At 40.6% G+C, this 26,802-nt stretch carries 19 protein-coding genes; 14 read left to right on the forward strand and 5 right to left on the reverse strand.

Going from position 1 to position 26,802, the window contains the following annotated elements:
- Window positions 1-40 precede the first annotated feature (40 nt).
- The 4 genes from AN395_RS06200 to AN395_RS06215 all read left to right on the forward strand — a co-directional run bounded on the left by AN395_RS06200 (window position 41) and on the right by AN395_RS06215 (window position 9,228).
- Window positions 41-1,900: an alpha-amylase family glycosyl hydrolase gene (locus tag AN395_RS06200; protein WP_054982413.1), complete on the forward strand. Its 1,860-nt coding sequence runs from the start codon at window positions 41-43 to the stop codon at window positions 1,898-1,900.
- Window positions 1,893-3,392, forward strand: coding sequence for an MFS transporter (locus AN395_RS06205; protein WP_054982414.1), 1,500 nt, complete (start codon window positions 1,893-1,895; stop codon window positions 3,390-3,392). Before AN395_RS06200 ends, AN395_RS06205 begins: the two co-directional genes overlap by 8 nt.
- 9 nt (window positions 3,393-3,401) lie before the next feature.
- Window positions 3,402-5,816 (forward strand): glycoside hydrolase family 15 protein, encoded by a 2,415-nt coding sequence (locus tag AN395_RS06210; protein WP_054982415.1) that lies wholly within the window; start codon window positions 3,402-3,404, stop codon window positions 5,814-5,816.
- Between the two features lie 484 nt (window positions 5,817-6,300).
- Window positions 6,301-9,228 (forward strand): TonB-dependent receptor, encoded by a 2,928-nt coding sequence (locus tag AN395_RS06215; protein WP_054982416.1) that lies wholly within the window; start codon window positions 6,301-6,303, stop codon window positions 9,226-9,228.
- A 175-nt stretch (window positions 9,229-9,403) separates the two neighbouring features.
- Here the strand turns inward: AN395_RS06215 and AN395_RS06220 are convergent, their stop codons facing one another.
- A complete protein-coding gene (locus AN395_RS06220; protein WP_054982417.1) occupies window positions 9,404-10,420 on the reverse strand; it encodes a LacI family DNA-binding transcriptional regulator in 1,017 nt (338 codons plus the stop codon).
- Window positions 10,421-10,698: 278 nt separating this feature from the next.
- Between AN395_RS06220 and glk the strand changes: the two genes are divergently transcribed.
- The 5 genes from glk to gap all read left to right on the forward strand — a co-directional run bounded on the left by glk (window position 10,699) and on the right by gap (window position 16,586).
- Window positions 10,699-11,691, forward strand: coding sequence for a glucokinase (glk, locus tag AN395_RS06225; RefSeq protein ID WP_054982418.1), 993 nt, complete (start codon window positions 10,699-10,701; stop codon window positions 11,689-11,691).
- Between the two features lie 34 nt (window positions 11,692-11,725).
- Window positions 11,726-12,739, forward strand: a complete 1,014-nt coding sequence (locus AN395_RS06230; protein ID WP_024034047.1) for a LacI family DNA-binding transcriptional regulator — start codon at window positions 11,726-11,728, stop codon at window positions 12,737-12,739.
- A gap of 326 nt (window positions 12,740-13,065) precedes the next feature.
- Window positions 13,066-14,916 carry a phosphogluconate dehydratase gene (gene edd, locus AN395_RS06235; RefSeq protein ID WP_029773525.1) on the forward strand — a complete coding sequence of 617 codons (1,851 nt, stop codon included), beginning with the start codon at window positions 13,066-13,068 and terminating at the stop codon, window positions 14,914-14,916.
- Between the two features lie 34 nt (window positions 14,917-14,950).
- A complete protein-coding gene (locus tag AN395_RS06240; protein ID WP_054982419.1) occupies window positions 14,951-15,571 on the forward strand; it encodes a bifunctional 4-hydroxy-2-oxoglutarate aldolase/2-dehydro-3-deoxy-phosphogluconate aldolase in 621 nt (206 codons plus the stop codon).
- Between the two features lie 10 nt (window positions 15,572-15,581).
- Window positions 15,582-16,586 (forward strand): type I glyceraldehyde-3-phosphate dehydrogenase, encoded by a 1,005-nt coding sequence (gene gap, locus AN395_RS06245; RefSeq protein ID WP_029773117.1) that lies wholly within the window; start codon window positions 15,582-15,584, stop codon window positions 16,584-16,586.
- A gap of 69 nt (window positions 16,587-16,655) precedes the next feature.
- On the opposite strand, the gene AN395_RS06250 is transcribed toward gap, so the two are convergent.
- The 3 genes from AN395_RS06250 to AN395_RS06260 all read right to left on the reverse strand — a co-directional run bounded on the left by AN395_RS06250 (window position 16,656) and on the right by AN395_RS06260 (window position 20,614).
- The gene (locus AN395_RS06250) at window positions 16,656-17,951 is read right to left on the reverse strand and encodes a leucine-rich repeat-containing protein kinase family protein (RefSeq protein WP_054982420.1); all 1,296 of its coding nucleotides are present in this window, start codon (window positions 17,949-17,951) and stop codon (window positions 16,656-16,658) included.
- A 73-nt stretch (window positions 17,952-18,024) separates the two neighbouring features.
- Window positions 18,025-18,738, reverse strand: a complete 714-nt coding sequence (locus tag AN395_RS06255) for a YebC/PmpR family DNA-binding transcriptional regulator (RefSeq protein ID WP_004587809.1) — start codon at window positions 18,736-18,738, stop codon at window positions 18,025-18,027.
- A 94-nt stretch (window positions 18,739-18,832) separates the two neighbouring features.
- Window positions 18,833-20,614 (reverse strand): ABC transporter ATP-binding protein/permease, encoded by a 1,782-nt coding sequence (locus AN395_RS06260; RefSeq protein ID WP_054982421.1) that lies wholly within the window; start codon window positions 20,612-20,614, stop codon window positions 18,833-18,835.
- A gap of 98 nt (window positions 20,615-20,712) precedes the next feature.
- Here AN395_RS06260 and AN395_RS06265 point away from each other — a divergent pair, with 98 nt between their 5' ends.
- The 4 genes from AN395_RS06265 to AN395_RS06280 all read left to right on the forward strand — a co-directional run bounded on the left by AN395_RS06265 (window position 20,713) and on the right by AN395_RS06280 (window position 24,637).
- Window positions 20,713-21,174 (forward strand): hypothetical protein, encoded by a 462-nt coding sequence (locus AN395_RS06265; protein ID WP_054982422.1) that lies wholly within the window; start codon window positions 20,713-20,715, stop codon window positions 21,172-21,174.
- Window positions 21,175-21,279: 105 nt separating this feature from the next.
- Window positions 21,280-23,118: a protein translocase subunit SecD gene (secD, locus tag AN395_RS06270; RefSeq protein ID WP_054982423.1), complete on the forward strand. Its 1,839-nt coding sequence runs from the start codon at window positions 21,280-21,282 to the stop codon at window positions 23,116-23,118.
- The gene (secF, locus tag AN395_RS06275) at window positions 23,111-24,043 is read left to right on the forward strand and encodes a protein translocase subunit SecF (protein ID WP_054982673.1); all 933 of its coding nucleotides are present in this window, start codon (window positions 23,111-23,113) and stop codon (window positions 24,041-24,043) included. Before secD ends, secF begins: the two co-directional genes overlap by 8 nt.
- A gap of 117 nt (window positions 24,044-24,160) precedes the next feature.
- The gene (locus AN395_RS06280) at window positions 24,161-24,637 is read left to right on the forward strand and encodes a GreA/GreB family elongation factor (RefSeq protein ID WP_054982424.1); all 477 of its coding nucleotides are present in this window, start codon (window positions 24,161-24,163) and stop codon (window positions 24,635-24,637) included.
- Window positions 24,638-24,759: 122 nt separating this feature from the next.
- On the opposite strand, the gene AN395_RS06285 is transcribed toward AN395_RS06280, so the two are convergent.
- The gene (locus AN395_RS06285; protein WP_054982425.1) at window positions 24,760-25,101 is read right to left on the reverse strand and encodes a zinc ribbon domain-containing protein YjdM; all 342 of its coding nucleotides are present in this window, start codon (window positions 25,099-25,101) and stop codon (window positions 24,760-24,762) included.
- Window positions 25,102-25,406: 305 nt separating this feature from the next.
- On the opposite strand from AN395_RS06285, the gene AN395_RS06290 reads away from it, so the two are divergent.
- On the forward strand, window positions 25,407-26,801 hold the full coding sequence (locus AN395_RS06290; protein WP_054982426.1) for a RimK family protein: 1,395 nt from the start codon (window positions 25,407-25,409) through the stop codon (window positions 26,799-26,801).
- The last annotated feature ends 1 nt before the right edge of the window (window position 26,802 follow it).

Below are 26,802 nucleotides of genomic sequence, written 5' to 3' on the forward strand. Positions count from 1 at the left end.
AGTATAAAGTTAATAACAATACTGACAAAAAAGACACACAATGAAAAAATCAGTTTATGTACCCGCAGTACTGTGTAGTGCACTTATTGCTACAGGGTGTTCAGAAAATAACAAACCTGAACAACAGCAAGCACCTGCCCACACGCAAAATGAGCTTACCAAGCCGGTTGTATATCAAGTATTTACGCGTTTGTTTGGTAATACCGAAACAGCCAATGTGCCATGGGGCACTAAAGAGCAAAACGGCGTAGGTAAATTTGCCGACTTTAACGATGCAGCCCTCAAAGGCATTAAAGAGCTAGGTACCACGCACGTTTGGTATACCGGTGTGTTACACCACGCGTTAGTGGGCGATTATACCGACTACGGCATTTCACAAGATGACCCCGATGTAGTAAAAGGCCGCGCAGGTTCACCGTACGCAATTAAAGATTACTACGATGTTAACCCCGATTTAGCCGTTAATGTAACAAACCGCATGGGGGAGTTTAGTCAGCTTATTGAGCGTACACATAGCCACGGTATGAAAGTCATTATTGATATAGTGCCTAACCATGTTGCCCGAAACTATCAATCACTTGGAAAGCCTAAAGGCGTAGAGGATTTCGGCGCAAAAGACGACACCAGTAAAACGTACGATAAAAATAACAACTTTTATTATGTGCCTGGGCAGTCATTTCAAGTGCCTACCTCTACAACTTATACCGTGTTAGGGGGAAAGGATCACCCACTTGCGGATGGCTTTTTTGATGAAACACCTGCTAAATGGACAGGTAACGGTGCCCGTGCACCAAAACCCGATATTAACGATTGGTACGAAACAGTAAAAGTAAATTATGGAGTAAAGCCTGATGGTAGCTACGATTTTGCTCAGCTGCCAAACGACTATAAAGACAAAGATTACCGTGCTCATTATGCGTTTTGGCAAGATAAAGAGCTACCAGATAGCTGGTACAAATTTAGAGACATTGCGCTTTTTTGGCTAGAAAAAGGCGTTGATGGCTTTAGATACGACATGGCCGAAATGGTCCCGGTTGAATTTTGGAGCTTTTTAAATTCGTCAATAAAAATGCAAAAAAGCGATGCCTTTTTATTGGCCGAAGTATATAACCCGTTAATGTACCGTGCCTATATTCAGCAAGGTAAAATGGATTACCTTTACGATAAAGTCGGCTTTTACGATACCTTAAAAGCGATAATGCAACTTAAACAACCTGCCAATAGTATTTTTGATGCGCATCAAAGTGTGCTCGATATAGAGCAACATATGCTGCATTTTTTAGAAAATCACGATGAGCAACGAATCGCAAGCCCAGACTTTGCAGGTAATGCCCAGTGGGGTAAACCTGCTTTAGTTGTTTCTAATTTAATTAGCCGCGCGCCAACACTTTTATATTTTGCTCAAGATGTGGGAGAAGATGGCTCTGAAAACGCGGGGTTTGGAGCGCCGACACGTACCAGTATTTTTGACTACATTGGCGTCCCAGCGCACCAAGCATGGATGAATAACGGAAAATTTGATGGCGCTAATTTAACCGCAGAGCAAATAGCACTTCGTGATTACTACAAAGCGGTTATGTCACTGAATAGTTTACCTGCTGTAGTAGGCGGAGAAATGTCGGCACTTAACCTTGTAGGAAGTGAACGTGTTGTTGGTTTTACCCGCTCTTTAGGCCAGCAAAGTGTGTATGTGTTAAGTAACTTTAGCGAGCAGCCACAAACAGTTACGGTTAATTTATCAAAGGCACAATTAGGTGCAATGAGTGAAAATACGCTATTAAATGATTTACTTGAAAATCACACCACCGGGCTTAAAGCTCACCCGCAAGGCGCTACATTTAACCTCACACTTGATGCATTTAGCAGCGCAGTATTAACAAATAAGGCTAATAATGAATAATCAAAATAATAATACCGATAAGCCAAATTTAAGTTTTTGGCAAATATGGAACATGTGCTTTGGCTTTTTAGGCATACAATTTGGTTTTGCCCTGCAAAACGGCAATGTAAGCCGAATATTTCAAACATTAGGCGCACAAGTTGATGATATTCCCATTTTATGGGTTGCAGCCCCCCTTACCGGTTTAATTGTTCAGCCTATTATAGGCTATTGGAGTGATAAAACCTGGGGGCGCTTTGGGCGTCGTCGTCCGTTCTTTTTTATAGGCGCAGTGTTAACAACGCTTTCACTATTTATTATGCCGCATTCACCAACGCTTTGGATTGCCGCGGGTATGTTATGGATCATGGATGCGTCAATCAACGTAACCATGGAACCGTTTAGAGCACTTGTTGGTGATAACTTGCCAGAAAAACAACGCGCGACAGGCTACGGTTTACAAAGCTTTTTTATTGGTATTGGTGCTGTACTAGCCTCAGCATTACCATGGATGATGACCAACTGGTTTGATGTAAGCAATACTGCAGCATCAGGGCAAATTCCTGAATCTGTTAAATACTCATTTTATTGGGGCGGGGTGGTGTTACTTGTTGCCGTGCTTTGGACCGTAGCACGTACTAAAGAATATAGCCCTGAGCAATTAACGGCTTTTGAAAAGCAAAGCGCACAACCTACAACAAGCAAAGTGGTTGATATTAACTTTAATAAAGGTGCCATTATTTTTGTGGTACTGGGTTTAGCAACTCTTGCATTAGTCATGGGCTTATCCCTTGAAAAAGAATTATACCTACTTGCTGGTGGTTTATTAGCCTTTGGTATTGTGCAGTGGATTACAGCGGCGCTTAAAAGTGCGAATAAAACCCAAGGTGGTTTTTACCAAGTAGTACAAGATGTATTTACTATGCCAGAGGCCATGAAGCAGCTTGCCTGGGTGCAGTTTTTTAGCTGGTTTACTTTATTTGCTATGTGGATTTATACCACCGCTGCAGTAACAAGCTTTCATTATGGTAGTAGCGATGCAACCTCTAAAGCATTTAACGATGGTGCTGACTGGGTGGGTATTTTATTTGCCGCTTACAATGGATTTGCCGCAATAGCCGCTATGTGTATTCCGTTTTTAGTTAAAAAAATGGGATTAAAAGGCGCGCATTGCTTTAATTTATTGCTTGGCGCGTTAGGTCTTGCAAGCTTTATGTTTATACAAGACCCTAAAATGTTACTTATACCTATGATAGGCGTAGGGTTTGCGTGGGCGTCTATTTTATCACTCCCGTATGCCATGTTAAGTAATGCACTACCGAGTAACAAAATGGGCGTTTATATGGGGATTTTTAACTTTTTTATAGTTATACCCCAGTTACTTGCCGCCAGTGTTTTAGGGCTTATTTTACGCCACGTATTTTCTAATCAGCCTATTTACGCATTATTAATTGGTGCAGCTTCGTTTGTTGTTGCTGCTGTTGCAGTAATGCGCGTTAAAAATTCTCATTAAGGACACACAATGAAAAAATATAACCTTATAACCGCCTCTCTTTTAACGTTAGGTTTAACGGCTTGCGGCGCTCAAAACACAAGTACAACTAACGAAAGTACCACAGCACAGGTTACATCAGCACCAGGTGCCCCAGGTGCAGAGCCTTTTTGGGCTTATGCGGGTAAAACAGGTATTGGTACATCATACGAGCAATACCAAAACGGCCAATACACTGATGCAGCTGCAACGGGGGATGTGTCTAAAGTATGGTTTTCAATTGCTAAAGGGGTGATCACCGAAACCATGTTTGGGCTTATTCACCAAGCACAAATAAAAGACATGCAATTTATAGTAACAGGTAAAGATTTTACCGTTAGTGAAGCGGATGATTTAAATGTCACCATTGATTACTTACATAAAGATGCACAAGGTCGCCCGTTATCGCTGGCTTATAAAGTAACAAGCACTGATAAACAAGGCCGCTTTAGCCTAGAAAAACACATCTTTACTGACCCAGATGGGCAAACCCTATTTGTACGCAGCGTATTTAATACTGAGCTTGAAGGGCTAAAAGCGTATGTGTCTGTTAATCCGTACATTAATAATAACGGCTTAGGTGACTTTGCTAAAACAACAGAGCAAGGCCTAGTAGCATGGGAAAACGATAACTATCTATCACTTCAATCCGCGTCACCATTTAAAGCAAAAACGGTAGGGTTTACAGGAAAAAGTGACGGTATTAACACCCTTAAAACTACGCAATCTATAACTACCCAATACACAAATACCGGCGAAACTGCTGGTAATGTAAGCATGCTTGCAGAGCTTGGCGAGATAAGTGCAAATACCACTTTTGATTTAGCCCTGAGCTTTGGTAAAACGCAGCAGCAAAGTATTCAGCAAGGTGAACAAAGTTTGGCAAAAGGGTACCAAACGGTGCTCGATCACTACAACGGCAAAGGTGAAGCGCTAGGCTGGGAAGATTACCTACAAAGCCTAAAACCACTTAATACCATGGTTGAACAAACAGCCGATAACGGTAAGCTTTTATACACCAGCGCCATGGTATTAAAAGCACAAGAAGATAAAACACACGCAGGGGCATTAATTGCTTCTTTATCTAACCCATGGGGCGAAACGGTTTCAGCCAAAGAAGGTTCTACGGGTTATAAAGCGGTATGGGTGCGCGATTTTTATCAAGTAGCCATGGCATTTATGGCGCTTGGTGATACTGCCACAGCAAAAACAGCGTTTGAATACCTTGAAAAAGTGCAAGTAAATAGCAAAACACCAGGTAATAAAGGCGATACAGGCTGGTTTTTACAAAAAACACACGTCGATGGTGAATTAGAATGGGTAGGCGTACAGCTTGACCAAACCGCTATGCCTATCATGCTGGCATGGAAGTTACATAAAGCCAACGTACTTAGCGATGAAGAGCTAAAAAACTGGTACGGCAAAATGTTAAAACCAGCGGCAGATTTTTTAGTAGAGGGCGGACTTGCTAAAATTTTGTGGAACGACACACAAATTACACCACCGGCAACACAACAAGAGCGCTGGGAAGAGCAAAGCGGTTATTCGCCATCTACAACTGCGGCAATAGTGGCAGGCCTTATTACCGCAAGCGATATCGCAACGCTTAGTGGCGATGATAAAAACGCGCAGCGCTACCTTGCCACGGCTAAAAAATACAGCAGCGATATTGAATCGCAAATGTTTACTACCGAAGGTAACTTAAAAGGCGAAAATAGCGATGGCGAATACTTTATTCGCATAGGCCAAGATACCGATGCAAACTCAAACACTAAAATTAACGCTAATAATGGCCGCGAAGGGTTTAATAAAAAGCAAATTTTAGATGGCGGGTTTTTAGAGCTAGTACGCTATGGTGTACGCGGTGCAAATGATGAAAGCATCGTTAAAACACTACCTGAGTATGACGACGAAACACTAGAAGATAACCTACAAGTTAAATACAGCTTTAGCTTTGACGATGGCAGCGGCACTTTTGCAGGCTACCGCCGCTATGGCAATGATGGCTACGGTGAAGATGAAGTTAAAGGCACAAACTATGCTGAGGGTGGCAGTAATACACCAGGCCAACGTGGGCGTGTATGGCCATTTTTCACCGGTGAGCGCGGGCATTACGAAATCGCAGCGGCTAATGCAAACAACGCTCTGGATGATGCTAAACAAGCGCAAATTAAAAACAGCTATGTAAAAGGCTTAGAGCAATTTGCTAATAACGGCCTTATGTTACCAGAGCAAGTATGGGATGGTGTAGGGGTTAACAAAGCAGGTTATGAGCTAGGCGAGGGGACTAATTCAGCAACACCATTGGCATGGACTCATGCCGAGTATATTAAATTAGTCCGTTCACTGAGCGACAAACAAGTTTGGGATCATTATCCCGTTGTTGAGAAAGCTTTAAAAAATTAAAGTTAAAATTAAATTTAAAATTAAAGCTCCTTAATTGGAGCTTTTTTATATTCTTTATATTCTTTTTTACAACTATGGCCGCTACTGAAACTATTAAAGTGTTTATGGTGAAATGTTTGGATTAATTACTAAAACACAACTTTTTTAAATAAATATCGTTGTTCAAAGTATTATAATGTGGTTTTAACTTACGGTGTTTTTTAAAAAACATTAAGTTAACATTTGAAGCTTCTTTTTTGAAAAAATCAAAAAAAACCTACCGTTGCGCAATGTGCAATTTAATTTAATTTATTGTTAAATCGCTGTTTAATAACCTCTTTTTTTGATGTTTGATAGGTGTCGCATATTATTGACGTATTTGTTTTTATTATGTTATTAGTTTGTTCCTCTTTTTGTTTAAGAGGTTTTTCATTTACATCTTAGATTTATATGTAAATGAAATTGATTTTATAATAATTAAAAATTATTCAGGGATATGTTAAATATGAAAAGTAATTTCTCTAAAACATTTAAGCGCTCATTAACTGCTGCTGCAGTAGCAATGACAATAAGCGCGGCCATGCCTGTAATGGCAGATAACGTTAATGGTGCTATAAAGGGGAGTATAACAACACCATCAGGTTTATCGTTAGCGGGTGCTAAAATAACAATTACTGATGATACGAAAGGGTATTCAAAAACTCTAATAGCAGATTCAAATGGTGAGTTTGACCTAAAGCAAGTACCAGTAGGCAAATATGACATTATAGTTTCTCAAACTGGTTATGATCAGGCCCAAGTTAAAGATGTTGTTATTGGAGTGGGTAAAACAGCTCTAATCGAGATTCCACTGACTGCTGGTAATATTGAAAGGATTGCAGTTGTAGGTGGTTCAGTTAGAGCTATCGATGTGTCTGTATCTGAGTCATCATTAAATATTAGTTCTGAGGAGTTAGAGCTCTTACCTATATCTCGTTCTGTAACTTCTGTTGCACTGCTTGCGCCTGGCGCAACAGAAGGCGACAGTCGTTTTGGTGACCAGGCGTCTTTTGGTGGTGCCTCAGTTGCTGAAAACGCGTATTACGTAAATGGTCTAAATATGACTAACTTCCGTAATGGTCTTGGTGGTGCAACAATTCCATTCACAGCTTACGATAGCTTCCAAGTTAAAACAGGCGGTTATTCTGCAGAGTTCGGTCGTACTACAGGTGGGTTAATTTCATCGGTTACTAAATCGGGCTCTAATGATTTTCATTTTGGTGTTGAAACGATTTATTCATCTGACTCGTTAAGTGAGCAAGCTCCTAACTCACTTTACAAGCAAAATGATCGCTGTGATGATGCAGACGGGCATTGTATTGGTGATTTATATGTGAATAACCAAGACGATTATGATAATTCATTTGAAACAAATATTTATGCTTCAGGTGCGATAATTGAAGATACATTATTTTTCTATGGTATTTACACTGCAAGAGATAATGATTACGAATACGGTAATGCATCTCAAACAGATTTAACTGTCGAAAAAGATGATGACCCATACTACCTAGCTCGTTTTGATTGGAATATAAACGAAGATCACCAGCTAATGCTGTGGGGCTTTAGTGATAAACGCACATATTCAGAGAAAACGATTTCAGATCCTGAAGGAAATGGTAATTACACTGAAGATGGCGGTACAGCTTACCACAAGCGAGGCGGTGAGAGTTTTGCAATTCGCTACACTGGTAATCTAACTGAAGATTTAAGCATGTCTGCTATGTATGGTGAAGTGAAGTTCTCGGAAACAGATTACTCAGATTTTGATGACTGTCCTACAGGTTACGATGCTGACTTAGGTGAAGATACCACGTGTTATGTGAACTTTACCGTTGGTGCAAATGAAGATAAACGTGAACAATTGCGTGTTGACTTTGACTACTATCTAAACGATGAGCATACATTAAGATTTGGTTATGACTCGGAAACCAATACAGCTGACTCAACAACCATAAACTCTGGTGGCGTTTACTACTACTACAGAACATATGAAGAAGGCGCTAGATTACCTAATGGTTATGTTTTACCAGAAGAAATGAAAACAACACGAGTTCGTGATTATAAAAATGGTGGCCAGTTCGAAGTAGAAAACTGGGCTATTTATATTGAAGATCAATGGTCAGTTACTGAAGATTTAACGTTAACACTTGGTCTACGAAATGACAGCTTTACTAACTATAATGCTGATGGAGAAGAGTTTGTTTCTATTGATAACCAAATTGCTCCGCGGATAGGTGGGTCTTGGGATATCAATGGTGACGGTGATAGTAAATTATACTTCACAGCAGGTCGCTACTATTTACCTGTAGCTGCGAATACTAATATTCGTTTAGCAGGTGCAGAGACATACATTCAAACATGGTATGCATATGAAGGCTTAAATGCAGACGGTACTCCTGTTGGTTTAAGCACACAGTTAGGTGATCCTGCTATTTCTAATGGCGGTGACGGTACTGCAAAACCATCAAATACCCTATCAGACAAAGATCTAGAACCAATGTATAACGATGAGTATATGATTGGTTACCAAGCAGCAATTAATGATGATTGGTCATGGGGAATCAAGGCAACTTACCGTGTTTTAGGTAATCAAATTGATGATGGTTCTTACATCTTTAGGGATGAAAACGGTGAATACTTAGGTGAAAACTGGTTCTTATTTAACCCTGGTAATGGTGCTACTTTCAATTTCGATCTGGATGGTGACGGTACTACTGAAGAATATAGCTTTAGTGCTGAAGAGTTAGGCTATCCAGACGCTAAAAGAAAATATGCTTCAGTTGATTTAACATTAGAGAAAACATGGGATCAGGTATGGTCTTTAAAAGCACTATATACATGGTCACACAACTACGGTAATACAGAAGGTTTTGTTAAATCTGATAATGGCCAAGATGATGCTGGTCTTACGCAAGATTGGGATTACCCATATTTAATGGATGGTGCTAATGGTAATCTACCTGCAGATCGACGTCATAACATTAAAATTTATGGGGCGTATGCTGTTACAGAAGACTTCTTGATTGGTGCAAATGTTAATGTTGCTTCAGGTCGTCCTTGGACAGCTTTAGGTCAAGGTTATACACCAGATCCTGATTTATACCAATATGGTGATACATACTACGTAGGTGACAAACGTTTCCCTCGTGGTAGCATGGGTACTACACCATGGACAGCTCGCTTAGATCTTAACTTTACTTATAACCTTCGCTTTAACGATCAAAAAGTTCGTTTAGCCATGGATATATTTAATGTATTTGATGCTTCTACAGCAACTCGTTACGATGAGGAAGCAGAAGTTGCAGCTGGTGATGGAAATGCTACATTTGGTTTAGCTCAAACTTACCAATCACCACGTAGAATTCAATTATCAGCTTCATACGACTTCTAATAAGTTAAATAGCAGAGTTTGATTAACTAAAAAGCCTCATTATGAGGCTTTTTTTATGACTTTTTCAGAATTTTAAATGATATAGACTCTGAGAATGATATTTATAAGTAGATAAAAAAGCAGTTTTACTATTAAAATAATTTATAAGCATTCTATTTTATATACATTTGCAATTCTAGCTACTCCCTCTAGCAATTAATACCGGCGGTAAAAGGGTGCTTTGCACCTCTTCTTCGCGTATTAATTTAAGTAAATTCTCTACTAACATTTGCCCTGCGACGGTGGTGTCTTGCGCTATGGTTGTAAGCGGTGGGTTTATGTAGCTTGCAATGGCTATGTTATCAAAACCGACCACGGCCACTTCGTTAGGAACATTAATATTGGCTTCTTTTAAAGCGCGAATTGCACCAATGGCAATTAAATCACTGGCGGCAAATAAGGCGTTAAATTTTATGTTATTAGCAATAAGTGAGCGTGTAGCATGATAACCAGACTCTTCAGTTGAAATAGCGTTGGCCATTTTTCGCTCATTAATGGTTATACCATTAGTAAGTAGCTCATCTTTAAACCCTTGAAAGCGGGCAAAAAATTCTGGGCTGTGATCAGATGCATCACCGATAAACGCGCAATCGGTGCGGTTATGGGCAATTAAATGGCCAGCGGCTAGTTTGCCCCCGCCGTAGTTGTCGCAGCATACAGTAAGATCTGGGCGGTTATCTACTGTTGCGCCCCAGCATACAAACTTAGTATTTTGGTCAAGCAAGGTTTTAAATTTTGGTTGAAAGTCTATGTAATCACCATAGCCGAGCAAAATAATACCATCGGCTCTGTGGCTGTCTTCGTAGTCGGCTTGCCAATCGGCGCTAGCTGATTGAAACGATACTAATAAGTCGTAACCTTCTTTTGCACACGCACGAGTAATACTGCCCAGCATTGATAAAAAGAATGGATTTATTTGTGATTCATCTGATGTTGGGTCTTCAAACAACAATAGCGCAAGGGTACTACTTTGCTGAGTACGTAAGTTGCTGGCATTTTTATCAACTTTATAGTTAAGTTGTTTTGCTATGTCGTGGACGCGTTTGCGTGTTTCTTCATTAACAAGGGGGCTGTTACGTAAAGCGCGAGATACAGTTGATTGTGAAACCCCTGCATAATGGGCAATGTCAAATGAGGTGGCTTTACCTTTCATTGTTACAACTTAATTAAATGCTAAATAATTGTGTCATTTTCGACTATTAGTGAATTATTTCAAGCTTTTTGCGATTTATTATTGATCTAATCCTGACACCGGTGTCATAATGCCAATGTTTTATCATTTTGTTGTCAAAACGTATTAGCTGCTATTTTATATAGCAGCCTTTTTACTGTGATAGCTACTTTGAGGTGATAGCTCAAAGTGTATAAATAACAACGCATAGCCGTTGTAAAATAATAAGCATAAGCCGCTTACACAAAAGAGATAATACCATGAGCCAAAATTCTTCTGCCCAGTTTAACCCTATCTTAGTTGCCGATATTGGTGGCACCAATGCGCGCTTTGCATTAATTACCGACTTTAATGAGCAAACTAACCAATTTGTTATTGAGCATATTAACATATTTCCCAGTGCTAATTTTGGCTCTTTAGAAAGCGCACTTGAACAATACCTAACAACGATTCCCCATCTTACGCCAACTCAGGCATGCTTAGCTGTTGCAGGCCCTATAAAAGCAGGCCAAGTGCATTTAACCAATTTAGGTTGGCATTTTAGTGTTAGTGAATTTAAAGCACATTTTAATTTAACACAATTAGAAGTAATTAATGACTTTGCTGCATTTGCTTATGCAGCGCCTTATTTAGACTCAACGCAAAATATTACTATTAAGCCTGGTCAAGCCGATGCAAATGCAAATATTGGTGTTATGGGACCAGGTACTGGCTTTGGTGCTGCGTGTTTAGTGCGTACAGCGCAGTCAACTGCAGTATTAAGCTCTGAGGGCGGGCATATGTCGCTTGCTCCTGTAAACGAGCTAGACGCTTTATTAATTAACGAGCTTCGAAAAGAGCACCCTCATGTATCTATAGAAACTGTTTTTTCAGGCCCAGGTATTGCCCATTTATACAAAGCAATGGCAGCCGTGAAAGGGGTTACAGCTAAAAATTTAGATGCAGCACAAATTAGTAGCCTTGCGAACAGTGGCGAGTGTGAAGTGTGCGATGCAACGCTTAATCAGTTTTGTGACTGGATTGGCAGTGTGGCAGGCGATTTAGCGGTAGTATACGGCGCATTAGGTGGCCTATTTATAGGCGGCGGTATTTTACCGCGTATGCAAACCCGATTACTTGAAAGCCGTTTTGTAGAGCGTTTTTCGCAAAAAGGTGTTATGTCGCAATATGCAGGGCAAATTCCAGTTACTTTAGTAACACAAGATAACATACCGCTAATTGGGGCGGGTGCGTGTTTATATAACAGCAAGTAAATTTGCTTAATGGTTGTATTTGGATAATGAACAAATGAAAAAAGTAACCATAAATAGCGTAGCAAGCCATGCGGGGGTTTCTAAAAAAACCGTGTCGCGGGTTTTAAATAATGAGCCTAACGTGAGTGCAGCTACGCGCGAAAAAGTACTTAAAGTATTTAAAGAGCTTGATTACACGCCTAACCCAATAGCACGCGGGCTTGCGCAAAATCGCAGCTTTATTATTGGCTGCTTATACGACAACCCCAGTAAAAGTTATATAACACGCGTACAAACGGGTGCGCTTGCTGCCTGTAAAGAAAATAACTACAACTTACTAATACACCCGTGTGAATTACGTGGTGATGATTTAATTAACGATATAGAGCAGTTATTACAAACCTCGCGTTTAGACGGCGTAGTACTGACCCCGCCATTTGGTGATTTTGAAAAGCTCGCTAATTTTTTAAAAGCTAAAAAAATACCCTATGCACGGGTTGCATCGGCACTGCTAGAGGATGATTCAATTTCAGTGCGCAGTAATGACGAGCAGGGCGCTTATGAAATAACCGAGCACTTAATTTCGCTTGGTCATAAGTCGATTGCTTTTATTAAAGGCCACCCTGATCACAGTGCTACACAACAGCGCTTTAAAGGTTACAGACGAGCGTTGGCAAGCCACGGTATAGAATTTGACGAGCGCCTAGTAGAAGAGGGTAACTTTAGTTATCACTCAGGTGTAGACAGTGCGCGCAGCATTTTAGATTTATCGCCACGTCCTACCGCGGTATTTGCATCAAACGATTACATGGCGGCGGCGGTATTAAAGCTTGCCACACAGCGCCAATTACGCGTACCCGATGATATTTCTATTGCAGGGTTTGATAATGCACCAATTGCACGCCATATATGGCCGGGCTTAACGACTATTGCACAACCTGTAGAAGAAATGACTAAACAAGCTGTTACGCAGCTTATATCGCATATTTCGCAGCCACAAGAGCAGCCGTATCAGGTAACGCTTGAATCACGCTTAATTACCCGCGAGTCTACAGCAGCAATAAAATAACCCCCTTTTTTTGTTTTTCACAGTAACCCGAATTTGAGTGACGCTTATTCGGGTTTTTTTTGTGCGGATTTTAGCAAATAAACTAAAATTAGCATGGTCATTAATTGGTCACGTTAAAATTTTACACTATTTTTGTTACTCAGGGTTGACACCGGTGTCAATGCTATGCGTTAATACAGTGACACCGGTGTCAGGGTTGTTGTGAGAGGCTCCCTGGTAGCGTACCTTTGAACGGGTAAATCAAAGATGCTCAGTGCAGTTATTTACGTGGAGTCTGTAATTGCTACTGAGCCTTTTTCCTCTAACTAATAGAGATGAGCTAAATTATGTTGCACCCTCGCATTGAAGAAGTCACCCAACGCGTTATTGAACGCAGTAAACAAACCCGTCAAGATTATTTAGATCGTATTTCGCACGCAAAAAAACAAACAAGAGTCCGTGCCGGACTAGGCTGCGGAAACATCGCACACGTTATGGCTGCGTGTAGCAGCGACGACAAAGCGCGCTTAAAGGCTGATGAGCAGCCAAATCTTGCTATTATCAACTCATATAATGATATGCTTTCGGCCCATGTGCCATACAAAGATTTCCCAGATTTAATCAAAGACCTTGCTACTAAGTACGACGCCACTGCCCAAGTTGCAGGCGGTGTACCAGCAATGTGTGATGGCGTTACGCAAGGGCGTGACGGCATGGAATTATCGCTTTTTTCTCGCGACGTAATTGCTATGTCTACTGCGGTATCACTATCGCATGACGTATTTGACGGCGTTTTTTGTTTAGGCGTATGTGACAAAATTGTCCCAGGTTTATTAATTGGTGCCTTATCTTTTGGTCACTTACCGGTATTCTTTTTACCTGCAGGGCCAATGCAATCTGGTATTCCTAACAAAGAAAAAGCACGTATTCGCCAAAAATTTGCACAAGGTTTAGTAAGCCGTGAAGACTTACTTGAAGCTGAAAGCGCCTCGTACCACAGCGCAGGTACATGTACGTTTTACGGTACCGCTAACTCAAACCAAATGTTAATGGAAATAATGGGCCTACACCTTCCAGGTAGCTCGTTTATTAATCCTTATACTGAGCTTCGCGATGGTTTAACAGGTAATGCTGTAGAAACCATGCTTAAGCAGCTTACAGATGATAAAGAAAGCCCGTGTTTAGCAGATGTAATCAGCGAAAAAACCATTATTAATGGTTTAGTTGGCTTGCTATCAACAGGTGGCTCAACTAACCACGCTATTCATATTGTTGCTATCGCAAAAGCGGCGGGTATTCAAGTAACGTGGAAAGACATGTCTGACTTATCAGAAGTTGTACCACTACTTACGCGTATTTACCCTAACGGCTCAGCCGATGTAAACCATTTCCAAGCCGCAGGCGGTATGGGCTTCTTAATGCGTGAATTAGCCGGCGCAGGTTACTTGCATACTGATGTTAAAACAATGCTTGGTGAAGGTTTAGCGCCTTACATGATGGAGCCGCGTTTAGATAAAGACGACAGCTTAATTATGAGCAACTCAACAGGCCCTTCAAAAGTGAAATGGGTAGATTGCCCAGAAAACTCACTCGATGAAGAAGTACTGCGTCCAATTAGCAATCCATTTAGCAAGCAAGGCGGCCTACAACTACTTACGGGTAACCTAGGTAAAGCAGTCATTAAAGTGTCTGCTGTAGCCACTGAGCACCAAGTAGTAACAGCCCCAGCTAAAGTATTTAGCTCACAAGGCGAACTGCAAGAGGCATACAGCCGTGGCGAGTTAAACCAAGACTTTATTGCCGTGCTTAAAGAGCAAGGCCCTAAAGCGAAAGGTATGCCAGAGCTGCATAAATTAACGCCTGTAATGGCAACACTTCAAGACGAAGGCTTTAAAGTAGCTATTGTGACTGATGGCCGTATGTCGGGCGCATCAGGTAAAGTACCTGCTGCTATTCACTTAGCGCCAGAAGCTGTTGAAGGTGGCATTATTGCAAAAATTCTTGAGGGCGATTTAGTAACACTGGATGCGCCAAACGGAATATTAAAAGTACATGTTAGCGACGAAGAGCTTGCTAAGCGTGAACTACAACTTAGCCAACCAAGCTTAACCTTTGGTACCGGCCGAGAGTTATTTACTGGATTTAGAAATATTGTAAGCAGCGCCGATTTAGGTGCGAGTGCTTTTGGACTTGAATAATAATTGCCACACACTGGGTAATGAGGAACAAGTAATGAGTATTGAAAAAATCTTAGCGTCGGCACCTGTGGTGCCAGTGGTTGTAATCGAAAAACTAGAAGATGCAGCACCACTCGCTAGAGCGTTATACAACGGTGGCTTAAAAGCCCTTGAAATTACGCTACGCACGCCTGTTGCAGTGGAAGCTGTAAAACTAATGAAAGCAGAAGTTCCAGAAGCTTACGTTGGTACAGGTACAGTGGTTGATAAAGCAAGCTTTGACGCTTCAGTAGAAGCAGGCGCTGATTTTATGGTAAGCCCAGGTGTAAATGATGAATTATTAGCATTAGCTAAAGATTCAGACATCCCTTTTTTACCGGGTGCAGCAACTGCAAGCGAAGTAATGCAGTTAGCAAGCCATGGCTTTAAGTACTTAAAATTCTTCCCTGCAGAGGCTGCAGGCGGAACGGCAATGCTTAAGTCGATTGGCGGGCCATTGCCGCACATTACTTTTTGCCCAACCGGTGGTATTAGCCTAGCAACAGCCCCTAATTACTTAGCGCTTAATAACGTTATTTGTGTTGGTGGTACGTGGATGCTAGATAAGCAACTAATTGAAAACAAAGACTGGCAAGCCATTGAAGCGCTTGCTCGACAAGCAAGTGAAGTTAAATAGGAGTCTAAAAATGATTAATGTAGCAATTAATGGCTATGGCCGTATCGGTCGCAACGTATTACGTGCACTTTACGAGTCAGCACAAAACAGTGAAATTAAAATTGTAGCAATTAACGATTTAGCACCGGCTAACGTAAATGCGCATTTAACACAATTTGACTCAGTTCACGGTCAATTTTCTCAAAAAGTAACGTTATCAGATAACACTATGCTGATTGGTGATGACGTAATTACTTTGACTCAAGAGCGTGACCCAGCAAACTTACCGTGGAAAGAGTTAAACGTAGATATCGTTTTAGAATGTACTGGTTTTTTCACTAAGCGTGAAGACGCAGCTAAGCACATTACAGCAGGTGCTAAAAAAGTAATTGTGTCTGCTCCTGGTAAAGATTTAGATGCAACGGTAGTACACGGCGTTAACAGCGATGTAATTAACGCTGATAGCAACATTATCTCTAACGCATCATGTACGACTAACTGTTTAGCGCCAATTGCAAAAGCAATTAACGACACAGTAGGTATTGAGCAAGGTAGCATGACTACAATTCATGCATATACAAACGATCAAAACTTATCTGACGTTTATCACCCAGATCTATACCGTGCACGTAGTGCAACTCAGTCTATGATCCCAACTAAAACAGGTGCTGCTGCAGCTGTTGGCTTAGTACTTCCTGAGCTTGCGGGTAAATTAGACGGTATGTCGGTACGTGTACCTACTATCAATGTTTCTTTAGTTGATTTTACGTTTATCACTAAGCGCGAAACAACTGCTGAAGAAATCAACGAAGTAATGAAAGCCGCAGCAACAGGTTCAATGAAAGAAATTTTAGAGTACAACGAGCTTCCGCTTGTTTCTATTGATTTTAATCACAACCCTGCGTCATCAATTTTTGATGCAACGCAAACTAAAGCTGATGGCAAACTAGTTAAAGTAATGGCTTGGTACGACAACGAGTGGGGTTTCTCAAACCGCATGTTAGACCAAGTTAAAGCATTAGGTCAGTACTTATAATTGACCCTGTAAAAGTTTAGCTTTATCCAACCAAGCCTGCATTATGCAGGCTTTTTTATTTTGATTAATTTATACCCGCTCGTTTAATAGAGCGCTTAGCTCTTTAAAACTAGGCCGCGATGCAATATCAGTATTTATAGCACGCGCTGCTATATCGGACATTTTACCAAACAGTTCGTTTTGCTTATCTGCAGTGCTAACAGTGCTTAGTAAATCCTCAATTAAGCAACCAAAAGCACGTACTTCTATAAGTTCTATGCGTTTTTTTTCTTCTTGAGTAAGCATGTTTAAATTTGTTGCAGCACCAAAATCGCCAAATAAAACATCGTATTGCTCGTTGAACATGGTGTTATGGGCGTAAATATCGCCATGACTTACGTTGTTAGCATGTAAGTGGGCAAGGGTGCTTATCATTTGCTGGGCAACTTTATAAATTGCCTCAGGCGAATAGTGACAGTGTGTATTAAAGGTATCGCGCGTACAGGTTTCTAAACTTGGCGGCAAACCTAAATTAGTAAAGCGTGTATCTATTAGCTCCATCACTAAACCAAGCTGTGTGCTTTGCTCTATGTAGCTTAATACGTTAATTAGGTTTTTATGATAGCCTGCTTGTAAACAGCAGTTTACTTCATCAAGTGGGTAGCCATCGCTTGTTATTGCCCCTTTAAATAATTTTACCGCCACATCGTGCTGTGCTGTTTTAGCTAAATGAATAACGCCCGATGCACCTTGGCCAATTACTTTTTTAAGCTGAAAATTTTCAAGTGGCGTGTTTTGTAAACGACAGTTAGTTAAGCATTGAGCTTTATTAAATGCATTACCAGCAAAGGCAAGCCAAGCAAGTTTGGGGAGTTCTAATAGCCAATTATCAAGTTTTGTTAGTTTATTAGCAGAGAGCCTAACTAGCTCTAAATTAGTACAAGAGGCCATACTCGCGGGTAGTTGTTTTAGGTTATTTCCTGCAAGGGCGAGCTTTTTAAGCTGTGTGTAATTACCAAAGTCACTTGGCAATGCGCTTAATTTGTTATCGGTCAGTATTAACCATTCAATATTTTTAGGTAAGCTGTTTAGTGCAAACTCTGTTATTTGATTACCTTTAAATGCAACCATAATTAAAGCAGGGCACTTAGCGAGTACTTCAGGTATATGTTTAAATTGGTTAAACGATAAAAACACCCGCTTAAGCTTTGTTAAGCACGCAAACTCATCTGGCAGTGTAGTGAGATTATTGTTTGATAAATCGAGTACTTCTAAGGTATCTGCAAGGGTTAAAATTTCTAAAGGAAACTGTGTTAAGCCTTCTACGAGTTGTAAGCGAGTAACACCATTCAACCTACCAGACTTAAGCTCTGCAAGGGTATTCATAAATTTTCACAAGCCTTTTAAAATAAAAAAGCCAACATTGCTGTTGGCTTAAAATAAATACGTTTAGTAAAGTTTAAAATTGCGCGTTATGGTAAACGTTTTGCACGTCGTCACAATCTTCAAGCATGGCTAAAAAGCGCTCCATTACTTCTACGTCTTCACCTTCAATAGGGGCTTCAACTTGTGGTACAAACGAAATTAAATCTACGTCAAAATCTGTAATACCCATTTCTTCAAGCGCTGTACGGGTGTTGTTGTATTCTGTATGTGGTGCAAAAACCGTCACTTTACCGTTTTCTACTTCTACATCTGTTACATCAACATCGGCCATCATAAGGGCTTCTAGTACTGCTTCATCGTCATCGCCATCAAAAACAAAAATAGCGAGGTGATCAAATAAATGTGATACCGAATTTTGTGCGCCTATTTTAGCGTTTGCTTTGGTAAAACAAATACGCACATCAGCAAACGTACGTTTGTTGTTGTCGGTTAAACAGTCAACAATAATCATACAGTTACCAGGGCCGTAACCCTCATAACGTGTGGCTGCGTAATCTTCACCGCCGCCGCCTTTGGCTTTGTCTATTGCACGCTCAATAACGTGTGCGGGTACCTGGTCTTTTTTAGCGCGCTCGATTAAACGGCGCAGCGCAAGGTTACCATCTGGATCTACGCCACCATTTTTAGCGCAAATGTATATTTCTTTACCGTACTTAGAATAAACTTTAGTTTTAGCACCCGCAGTTTTAGCCATTGAATCTTTTTTGTTTTGGTAAGCTCTTCCCATCTGCGTTTCGCCTTAATATATGTAAATTATTGAATAAAATTGCAAGGCCGTATTCTAAAGGTAAAGCCGCAGTATCGCCAGTAAATGGCGTTAATTAATCATCTTGCTGTTGTAATTGCCACATTTGAGCGTATTGACCATTTTGTAATAAAAGCGCTGAATGTGTGCCTTGCTCAACCAGTTCGCCCTTTTTAAATACTAATATGTTATCGGCATCAACTATAGTTGATAGTCGGTGCGCAATCACAATACTGGTGTGGTTTTGAGTTACATCGCGCATTGCCTTTAAAATGGCTTGCTCTGCATGCGAGTCGAGCGCCGAGGTTGCCTCATCAAAAATTAAAATAGGAGATTGCTTTAAAATTGCACGTGCAATGGCAATACGTTGTTTTTCGCCGCCAGATACTTTTAAACCGCGCTCGCCTACCAACGTTTTATCGCCTTGCGCTAAAGTTGAAATAAAGTCTTTTAAATGGGCCATTTCTATTGCTTTATCTATTTCACTATCGCTTGCTGTGGGTCTGCCATAGGCGATGTTTTCGCGTATGCTGGTGTTAAATAGCACGGTGTCTTGTGGCACTATAGCAATGGCTTTACGCAGGCTATCGAGGGTGACGGAGTCTATAGCTTGGTTATCTATGGTTATACTGCCCGCGCTAATATCGTAAAAGCGGTAAAGTAACCGCGCCAAAGAGCTCTTACCTGCACCACTTGCACCTACAACGGCAACCTTACTGCCTGCTTTAACTTTAAAGCTAATATTACTAAGAATAGGGCGGCTGGCATCGTAACTAAAACTCACATTATTAAAGGCTATATTGCCTTTGCTAACACAAAGGTGTTGAGCATGGGGGCGCTGCGTTACCTGTGGTTTTTTATTAAGTAAGCCCAGCATGTTTTCTAAATCGGTTAGGGCGCGCCTTATTTCTCGATAAACAAATCCTAAAAAGTTAAGCGGTAAAAATAATTGGATCATGTAGGCGTTTATCATTACAAGTTCGCCAATTGTTAGAGCGCCCGTTACCACTTCTTTGGCACCTAACCACATTAGCGCTGTAATAGCGCTTGCTATTATCAACGCTTGGCCTGAATTAAGCGCAAGCAACGACATTCTATTTTTTAAACGGGCGGTTTCCCAATTTGCTAAAAAAGAGTCGTATGTTTTGGCTTCAAATTCTTCGTTATTAAAATATTTTACAGTTTCGTAGTTAAGCAGGCTGTCTATGGCGCGCGTATTACTAAGGTTATCGGCGGCGTTTGCCTCGCGTATAAAACGGTTTCGCCACTGCGTTACTGTTACAGTAAAGGTAATATAAATAGCAACCGCTAATAAGGTTATTAATGCAAACCAAATAGAGAATAGCGAGCCAAAAATAATAGCAACGGTCAGTATTTCAAAAAGGGTGGGGACAATATTAAACATTAAAAAACGCATTAAAAAGCTCAGCCCACTAGTACCACGCTCTATATCACGGCTTATTCCACCGGTTTGTCTATCGAGATGAAAAGCAAGCTCTAGCGAGTGTAAATGTTTAAATACTTTTAACCCAATATCACGCATCGCGTGCTCTGTCACACGAGAGAACACCGCATCGCGTACTTCGCCTAAAAACACGCTGGCAAACCTAAGCCCACCATACATAAGCAATAGTAATGCAGGGATAACTAAAACTGGATTGATTGATTTATCAACCGAGTCGATAATTTCTTTTAATGCCCAAGGCATTAAAAGAGTTGCGCCTTTAGCTCCTATAAGCGCTAAAAGGGCTAAAAGTACGCGCCCTTTAAATTTAGTAATGTATGGCCACAGCGTTTTAATACTTTGTTTTAAGGTCATTGCATCGGCGCGTTTTATAGTACTGTGTTTAGAGCGCATTACGGATCTCAGTCAAATAAATACTTAATTAATATGCATTGTATTTTAAATACTTGCCCATATATACTACGCATCCCTTATTTTAGTTTGACGCAACCATGTTTAACATTCGTGTGTTTATATCTGCTTTTTTAATGTTTTGTGCGCTTTTTAGTGTTCAAAGTAGTGCGCAGTGCGCGACACATAAATTAAACACTGCAACCACCTCATTGAGTGTGTTTGCTGATAGCGTTGGTCTAGCTAAAACGCTGCCTATATCAACATCGGTAAAGGCAAATGAGCACAAAAAAACACATCAAACTGGGTTTGACGCTCATCAACCTAGGTTAACGGCTAGTAATTCTTCGTTATTTTTACATGTCGCGCAAAGTGAGCCTGAATACGACGTTGTATTTGAATTTTTTGCACACACCCTTTTTAGAGAAATATACCTAAGCCCCAACGCGTTTATTGCCCAACGGCCATGGTATACACTTGTAACGCATAGCAAAAAGTCGCGACTCAGCGGCTGGAAAGACGCTAATTTACTTTATACCGCCGTAAGTACCTACCACGCTTAATTTTCTTATTTAATTTTTATTAGGTTTTAACGTTTTACGTTTAAGCCTTGAGATTAATTGTGCTTTTAAAAAGTACGTTACCGGTTCTGGTAATAAGGAAACACCATGTTAAGTGTAAAAAAAGATCACAAGCCGTTTATGGCTAAATTTAAATTAAGCTATATAGCCATGCTTATTGTGCTGGTTTTATTAGCCATTAGCGCATTACCCAACTTATACCCTAATAAATCGTGGTTACATGTAAGCAATGCACCTTATAGCGAAACACAAGCTGTGCCAAGTACTAATGCATTAGTTACTTTTTTAAATAACCAAGGCTTAAAAGTTGAGCAAGGGCTAAATAATCAAACATCTATAAATATTTTGTTAAACGAACCAACTAAAAGCGCACAAGCCCAAGCGGCTATAAAGGCGCAGTACCCAAACACGCAAGTTAAAATTGTAGAACATGCAACGAGCCCACTTTGGCTGCAAGAGTTTGGTTTATCGCCAATCAAATTGGGACTAGATTTAAACGGCGGTGTGTTATTTGTACTCGACGTAGATTTAAATAAAGCAATTGATGAGCAATTAGTCAGTGCGTATCAACAAGCAAAATCAATTATTATTAAGCAAAAAGCGCACGGCCTTAAAGTGCTGCAAACAGGGCACGGCTTTGAAATAAATGCACACCCAAATGGAGCGAAAAAGCTTACCCCGGTAATCAATGAGCTACAAAGTCGATTTGCTAATTTAGCAGTTTCAACAACCAGTAATGGTGATATTAAAAATGCAAAATTCACCTATTCAGAGCAAGGGCGAAGCAACTTTGATAAAGAAGTTATGAGCCAAACGCTCACAACGCTTCGCTCACGCATAGAAGAATTAGGCATTACCGAAGCCGTCACTCAGCGCCAAGGTAAAAACCGTATACGCATAGAGCTACCTGGCGTGCAAGACCCAACAGAGGCAAAGCGCATCATAGGTGCAACTGCTTCACTTGGGTTTTATCAGTTAAAAGAAATTGGTGGTAAAACATTTGATATGCAATCTGGCGGGACCCTCAAACTTGATCCTGTGCCAATTTTTACCGGTGAGCATATTAATAATGCCACCATAGGGCGCGACGATTGGGGTAAACCACTTGTGCAACTTAGCCTTGATGGACAAGGCGGCGATGCCATGTCAGCGTTTTCAAAAGCAAATATTGGTAAGCCTATGGCCACGGTTTACTCTGAGTACTCTCAAAACGCTAAAGGTGAAACGGTTAAAAAAAGCGAAGTTATAAATGTAGCGAATATTGCGCAGCATTTAAGTTCACGTTTTAGTATTACTAATATGAAAAGCCAACAAGCAGCGGCCGATTTAGCACTATTATTACGCGCAGGCTCGCTAACTGCACCGGTTACTATTGTGCACGAGCAAACAATTGGCCCAAGCCTAGGTCAAGAAAATATAACTAACGGCTTGGCCGCATTGATGCTGGGCATGGGTATTACACTTGCCTTTATGGCAATGTGGTATCGCCGTTTAGGGCTTATTGCAAACGTAGCGCTGTTATTAAATTTAACGTCGCTTGTGGGGCTAATGTCGTTATTACCAGGGGTTGTGTTAACACTTCCGGGTATTGCCGGGCTGGTACTCACCATTGGCATGGCGGTAGATACCAACGTTATTATATTTGAGCGAATAAAAGAAGAGCGTAGAAAAGGGCGCTCTGCTTATCAAGCTATTCAAGAAGGTTACAAGCAAGCCGCTAACACCATATTTGATGCCAATATAACCACCATGATCACCGCGCTTATTTTATATGGAATAGGTTACGGCCCAGTTAAAGGCTTTGCTATAACATTGGCACTTGGCTTAATAACCTCGGTATTTACTGGCGTGTACGTATCAAAAGTACTAAGCCAAACGGTATATTTAAAAATGGCTAAAAAAGCAGGAGTAAATGCACATGCTTAACACTTTTTTAAAGGGCGAGGCGGGTACACGTCTGCGTTTTTCGGGCATGCTTTTGAGCGCCATACTTGTACTGCTATCGGTATTTACGCTTAGTCAAAAAGGGCTTAATTTTGGGCTCGACTTTACCGGTGGTTACCTAACAGAATTTACCACCAGCCAAGGTGTTGAGCTAAAACAACTTGAGCAATTTATTACTAAAAATCACAATGGCGAGTTTGAACTAACCGCACAAGGTAATAGCCATTATCAACTTCGCGAAGCGCCCAGCGGTTCAACAGCAAATAGTAGTGATTGGCAAAGCGCCATTACACAAAATGCAGATATTAACGCCGAGGTTTTATCATCAGCGTATATAGGCTCGCAAGTGGGTGATGAACTGTTTGAGCAAGGTTGTTTAGCGTTATTTTCAGCTATGGTTGCAGTAATGCTTTATTTAGCTGTACGGTTTGAATGGCGTTTAGCCGTTGGCTCTGTGGTTGCGCTAGTGCATGATATATTACTGGTACTGGGGCTATTTTCGCTTTTAAGTATTGAGTTTAATTTAACCGTACTTGCCAGTTTGCTGGCCATTATAGGTTATTCACTTAACGACTCTATAATAGTGGGCGATAGAGTACGCGAGCTTTTACGTGTTAAATCTAATAATGCGCTTAGCCCCGCAAGTATTATTAACAACGCCATAAAAAGTACTTTAACGCGCACATTTATTACATCGGGTACCACACTTGCTACAGTTGCAAGTGTTTGGCTCCTCGCCGGTGCGCCATTACAAGGCTTTGCCATCGCGCTATTTACCGGCATTGTAGTAGGCACGTTCTCATCTATTTGTATTGCGGCTACTTTACCTGAGCTTTTAGGGTTAAGTGCTAAAAATTACGAAGAAAAACAAGATGCAGAAACGCAAGCGTTGCTCGGTATGCCTTAGCAATAAATGCTTTTAAAAATCTTCATTAAAACACAGGCGCTTAAAATAATGGTTTTAAGCGCCTTATAACGGTAAAATTAATCACATAGTTTACCGTATTGGTTATTAGCGCCTTTCATGAATAAATCCCACGTAATAGAACACCTTAAATTTGCACTAGAAGCCCAATTAAACAGTGCAAAACAAGCAGCAAAAGCCGCGCACGACGCCGCCACTCACGAAGAAAGCGTTGCAGAAACGCAGTACGATACCCTAGGACTCGAGGCCGCTTATTTAGCACAAGGCCAAGCCGAGCGTGTAAACGATTGCTACAAAAGCATTAAACAGTTTGAAGCCATTTTTAAAGAGCCCACTCACAATAAAGTGATTATAAGCTCACTCGTTTGCCTAGAAGATAAAAACGCCTTACAAAAATGGTTTTATTTAGGCCCAGCCGCAGGCGGCTTAACGGTTGAAGTAAAAGGACTAACTATTCAAGTTGTTACCCCCGAAGCACCGCTAGGTAAACAACTTTTAGGCAAGCAGCTTGACGATGAAGTAAGCCTAACCATTGCAGGCAAAAACCATGAATATGATGTGGTAGAGATTTTATAAAGCATCAGTTTTATATGTAGGTCGGATAAGCTAAGCGCCATCCGGCAAAACCATATCAATACAATAAACGCTTATACTTATAAATTAATTGTCGGATGGCATGGCTTCGCCATTTATCCGACCTACGAATTAGCCTTTTTCACAAACTTCGCTGTTACCATCATTTCGCCAATACCATCTACTTTGCAATCTAGCTCGTGATCTTTTTTATCAAGCACACGCCTTACGACCGCTTTTGTGCCAATTTTAATAACTTGTGAGCTGCCTTTAATTTTTAAATCTTTGGCTACGGTTACTTTATCGCCATCAGTAAGTAAGGTGCCGTTGGCATCTTTAACTGAAATTGCGTCTTCATCGTTTGTACTATTTGGGTTCCATTCATAGGCGCATTCAGGGCATATAAGCAGTTGTTGGTCTTCGTAAACATATTCAGATTGGCACTGTGGGCAGGTAGGGTGTGACATTTATAACGCTCATAAAATAGTAATTTTGCGTATTTTAATCTGCATTAATAGGAAAATATAGTTAATCAATATTTTTTATCTTCACGCTAAAAATATCTCGTTTGTGTGGTTTTTAAAAAGAGCATATAAAGCAGATGTCGCTTAAGCAATTTAAGCGCTAACACTTACAGTAGGTATTTGTTAAAGCACCCATCGTATTAAGTGATACGCGCAATGCCCACTTAGTACGATGGGTGTTTCTATTTATAGTGCTGAGTATTTTATTAGGCATGCTTTTTATATTTCTGACTTAACTAGGAAAAGTCGTGTTTAAAACCTTAATAGTGGTTGATAACAACGAGCAAACACTTGCTCAATCGTTCGAAAATGTAATTACGTTTAATAGTTACTTACGTGATTACCCAAAACATAATGAACCTAAAACCCGCATTATTAATTTATGCGACTCAAGCCAATACTTGAGTAAAGGTTACTATTGCTCATTACTTGCAGAGGCCCGTAAACACCAAGTATTACCCAGCGTTAAAACAATAAACGCGCTTCGAAGCGGTCAAGCTCCTATGTTAAATATTGGCTCTATTGATGGCGAAATTTACTTTGGTAATGCCTTAAACGAATTACAAAGCAAAGCGGCTAAATCGGTATTTAAGCAATACCCAGCGCCTATTTTATATGTAGATGAGCAAGGCTTGTTACAGCAAGGTTCGCTTAGCTCTTTAAACGAGGAGCAATACAGCAGTTTTGTAGCAAAACTAAATACGTTTACCCAAACACAGTGGCGCATTGGAAATGTGCAGCGCCGTTTTAGATGGGATATGGCAATACTTGTTGATCATAACGAAAAAGTACCACCGAGCGATAAAGACGCCATTGCCCGCTTTATAAAAGCAGCGGCTAAGCATGGTATTAATGCTCAAGCATTAAGCTTTGAAGAAATAGACAATATTGCCCAGTTTGATGCGTTATTTATTCGCCAAACAACAGCGATTGACCACCCAACGTACCGCCTTGCAAGCAAAGCGCAGAGCCTAGGTTTAGTGGTAATTGACGATGCTGAATCTATTTTACGTTGTTGTAATAAAGTGTATTTACACGATGCGTTTAATTATCAAAAAGTGCCCAGTTTAAAAACGGTGGTAGTGGCTGATCAAGCAGCGCCAACGCTTGAGCAATTAGAAGAGTCGTTTACCTATCCGCTGGTTTTAAAAATGCCTGAAGGGTCGTTTTCTAAAGGGGTGTTTAAAGTTGCAAACCGCAGTGAGCTTGAAGCTAAGCTAACCGAGCTGTTTGAATATAGCGCATTGGTACTTGCACAAGAATACATGTACACAGAATACGATTGGCGAGTAGGTGTATTAAATGGCCGCGCTATTTATGCGTGCCGCTACTTAATGGCGCGTAATCATTGGCAAATTTATAATCATGATGCTAAACGGTTTTTCTCTGGTGGCTTTGAAACGCTACCTACCTTTGAGTTACCAAAAGTTGTGTTAGATGCCGCTTTAAAAGCATGTAAAACAGTGGGCAAAGGCTTATATGGCGTAGATGTTAAAGAGCATCAGGGCAAAGCATATGTGCTTGAAGTAAATGATAATCCAAGTATTGATCATAAAGTAGAGGATGGCTATTTAGGCGACGAACTATACATGATCATTATGGACGAATTTAAACAACGTTTAGAAGCGCGAGGCCGTGGTTAAT

Source organism: Pseudoalteromonas sp. P1-30 (assembly GCF_001400005.1).
GTDB classification, from domain to species: Bacteria; Pseudomonadota; Gammaproteobacteria; order Enterobacterales; family Alteromonadaceae; genus Pseudoalteromonas; species Pseudoalteromonas atlantica.

What these genes read in the sequence shown, in the direction of transcription:
- AN395_RS06210 (WP_054982415.1), top strand. Translation starts at nt 3,402, where the DNA reads ATGAAAAAATATAACCTTATAACCGCCTCTCTTTTAACGTTAGGTTTA.
- AN395_RS06265 (WP_054982422.1), top strand. Translation starts at nt 20,713, where the DNA reads ATGTTTAACATTCGTGTGTTTATATCTGCTTTTTTAATGTTTTGTGCG.
- AN395_RS06285 (WP_054982425.1), bottom strand. Translation starts at nt 25,101, where the DNA reads ATGTCACACCCTACCTGCCCACAGTGCCAATCTGAATATGTTTACGAA.
- gap (WP_029773117.1), top strand. Translation starts at nt 15,582, where the DNA reads ATGATTAATGTAGCAATTAATGGCTATGGCCGTATCGGTCGCAACGTA.
- AN395_RS06205 (WP_054982414.1), top strand. Translation starts at nt 1,893, where the DNA reads ATGAATAATCAAAATAATAATACCGATAAGCCAAATTTAAGTTTTTGG.
- edd (WP_029773525.1), top strand. Translation starts at nt 13,066, where the DNA reads ATGTTGCACCCTCGCATTGAAGAAGTCACCCAACGCGTTATTGAACGC.
- AN395_RS06250 (WP_054982420.1), bottom strand. Translation starts at nt 17,951, where the DNA reads ATGAATACCCTTGCAGAGCTTAAGTCTGGTAGGTTGAATGGTGTTACT.
- AN395_RS06200 (WP_054982413.1), top strand. Translation starts at nt 41, where the DNA reads ATGAAAAAATCAGTTTATGTACCCGCAGTACTGTGTAGTGCACTTATT.
- AN395_RS06230 (WP_024034047.1), top strand. Translation starts at nt 11,726, where the DNA reads ATGAAAAAAGTAACCATAAATAGCGTAGCAAGCCATGCGGGGGTTTCT.
- AN395_RS06215 (WP_054982416.1), top strand. Translation starts at nt 6,301, where the DNA reads ATGAAAAGTAATTTCTCTAAAACATTTAAGCGCTCATTAACTGCTGCT.
- secF (WP_054982673.1), top strand. Translation starts at nt 23,111, where the DNA reads ATGCTTAACACTTTTTTAAAGGGCGAGGCGGGTACACGTCTGCGTTTT.
- glk (WP_054982418.1), top strand. Translation starts at nt 10,699, where the DNA reads ATGAGCCAAAATTCTTCTGCCCAGTTTAACCCTATCTTAGTTGCCGAT.
- AN395_RS06280 (WP_054982424.1), top strand. Translation starts at nt 24,161, where the DNA reads ATGAATAAATCCCACGTAATAGAACACCTTAAATTTGCACTAGAAGCC.
- AN395_RS06220 (WP_054982417.1), bottom strand. Translation starts at nt 10,420, where the DNA reads ATGAAAGGTAAAGCCACCTCATTTGACATTGCCCATTATGCAGGGGTT.
- AN395_RS06255 (WP_004587809.1), bottom strand. Translation starts at nt 18,738, where the DNA reads ATGGGAAGAGCTTACCAAAACAAAAAAGATTCAATGGCTAAAACTGCG.
- AN395_RS06260 (WP_054982421.1), bottom strand. Translation starts at nt 20,614, where the DNA reads ATGCGCTCTAAACACAGTACTATAAAACGCGCCGATGCAATGACCTTA.
- secD (WP_054982423.1), top strand. Translation starts at nt 21,280, where the DNA reads ATGTTAAGTGTAAAAAAAGATCACAAGCCGTTTATGGCTAAATTTAAA.
- AN395_RS06240 (WP_054982419.1), top strand. Translation starts at nt 14,951, where the DNA reads ATGAGTATTGAAAAAATCTTAGCGTCGGCACCTGTGGTGCCAGTGGTT.